Source organism: Pseudomonas putida (assembly GCF_022627325.1).
In the GTDB taxonomy this organism is placed as follows: domain Bacteria; phylum Pseudomonadota; class Gammaproteobacteria; order Pseudomonadales; family Pseudomonadaceae; genus Aquipseudomonas; species Aquipseudomonas putida_X.
The window spans coordinates 1-1,928 of sequence record NZ_JAETZZ010000035.1; the positions used below are offsets into that span (position 1 = coordinate 1).

Sequence of the window (1,928 nt, forward strand, 5' to 3'; positions counted from 1 at the left end):
TTTTTGTTGTGCGCCAGGCATGGCGCGTTGCGCGTCAGCGCAACCCGCTTGGCTGTGGTGGCCGAGTGGGTGACTTGGAGGTGAAAGTCCTCTACACACCCGGCAAGGGGAAGTGTTAGCCAGAGGCAAGGGTGTCGCAGGCGACTGCGAATCTGAAGGAAGCCCGAGGCAAAATGCTGGCCTGACGAACAGGAAGCGGATTAGGCGGCGCAGCGGGGTAAGAAGGCAACAATCTTCAAAGCCCAATACTTGCACGGAACGCTGTGACGTAAATCCGACAGGCATAAGCAGGAAGGTCGCGCGAATTACCCTGGGAGATCTGCACGCTTGCCTTTGTGCTACCGAGCGTCGTAAGGCGACGGGATGAGCATGCAGAAGTCAGCCGAAGCCGTAGTAAGTGGCGGTTAACCGCGCCACCAAGGGCCGAACAGGTTATGCCGCCAGTAGGCGTCACTGTCTCGTTGGTAGCCGTAATGCAGAAATTTCCCACAGCGGAAACTGTCATCCCGAGTCCCGGCCAGAAGCTGAGGATGATGCATGACAGTGCAAAGGTATCGACGGCGTCAGTAACGTGGACGAACGCGGAGCCGGACACGCTGATGGAGCGGGTGCTTGCACCGGCCAACCTCAGACGTGCGTATCAACGCGTGGTCAGCAACAAGGGAGCGCCGGGTGCCGATGGCATGACGGTCGCTGACTTGGCGGGCTACATGAAACAGTATTGGCCAACCCTCAAGGCCAGGCTACTGGCCGGTGAATACCATCCACAAGCAGTGCGAGCGGTTGAAATTCCCAAGCCGCAGGGCGGCACACGGCAACTGGGAATCCCCAGCGTCGTGGACCGCTTGATCCAGCAAGCCTTGCAGCAACAGCTCACGCTCATCTTCGACCCACTGTTCTCGGACTACAGTTATGGCTTCCGTCCGGGCAGAAGCACACATCAAGCTGTCGAGATGGCCCGTGCCCATGTGGCATCGGGGCATCGGTGGTGCGTGGAAATCGATCTGGAAAAGTTCTTCGATCGAGTCAACCACGACATCCTCATGGCCTGTATCGAGTGCCGGGTCAAAGATAAGTGCGTACTTAGGCTTATCCGTCGCTACCTTGAAGCAGGAGTCATGTCAGGCGGTGTCGTTAGCCCACGGCAGGAAGGGACGCCGCAAGGCGGCCCGCTCTCGCCGCTGCTGTCGAATATCCTGCTCGATGAATTTGACCGCGAACTGGAGCGGCGGGGCCATCGCTTCGTGCGCTATGCCGATGACGCGAACATTTATGTGCGCAGTCCTCGGGCTGGCGAGCGAGTACTGGTCAGTGTCGAGCGCTTCCTGAACCAACGTTTGAAACTGACGGTGAATCAGAAGAAGAGTCGAGTCGCGAGAGCCTGGAAGTGTGACTACTTGGGCTATGGGATGAGCTGGCATCAGCAGCCAAGGCTGCGGGTGGCAACGATGAGCCTGGGTCGCCTGCGCGACCGGCTCGCAGAGTTGCTACGCGGTGCACGGGGTCGCAAGATGGCAAATACCATCGAGCGGATAAACCCTGTATTACGAGGCTGGGCGGGTTACTTCAAGCTCAGCCAGAGCAAACGGCCACTTGAGGAACTGGATGGCTGGGTCAGGCACAAACTCCGCTGTGCCATCTGGCGCCAATGGAAGCAGCCCTCTACGAGGGCGCGCAACCTGATGCGTCTGGGCTTAAGCGAAGAGCGTGCCTGTAAATCGGCCTATAACGGCCGAGGCCCGTGGTGGAACTCGGGGGCGCCACATATGAATCAGGCGCTGCCGAAGAAACTATGGGATCGACTCGGACTGGTCTCGATACTGGATACGATCAACCGGCTTAGCCGCATAGCCTGAACCGCCGTGTACGGAACCGTACGCACGGTGGTGTGAGAGGACGGCGGGTGTGAACCCGCCTCCTACTCGATT

1 protein-coding gene is annotated in these 1,928 nt (G+C 59.1%); it reads left to right on the forward strand.

Going from position 1 to position 1,928, the window contains the following annotated elements; all coding sequences use genetic code 11:
• Positions 1 to 434 precede the first annotated feature (434 nt).
• Positions 435 to 1,856 carry a group II intron reverse transcriptase/maturase gene (ltrA, locus tag JNA92_RS25565; RefSeq protein WP_241807218.1) on the forward strand — a complete coding sequence of 474 codons (1,422 nt, stop codon included), beginning with the start codon at positions 435 to 437 and terminating at the stop codon, positions 1,854 to 1,856.
• The last annotated feature ends 72 nt before the right edge of the window (positions 1,857 to 1,928 follow it).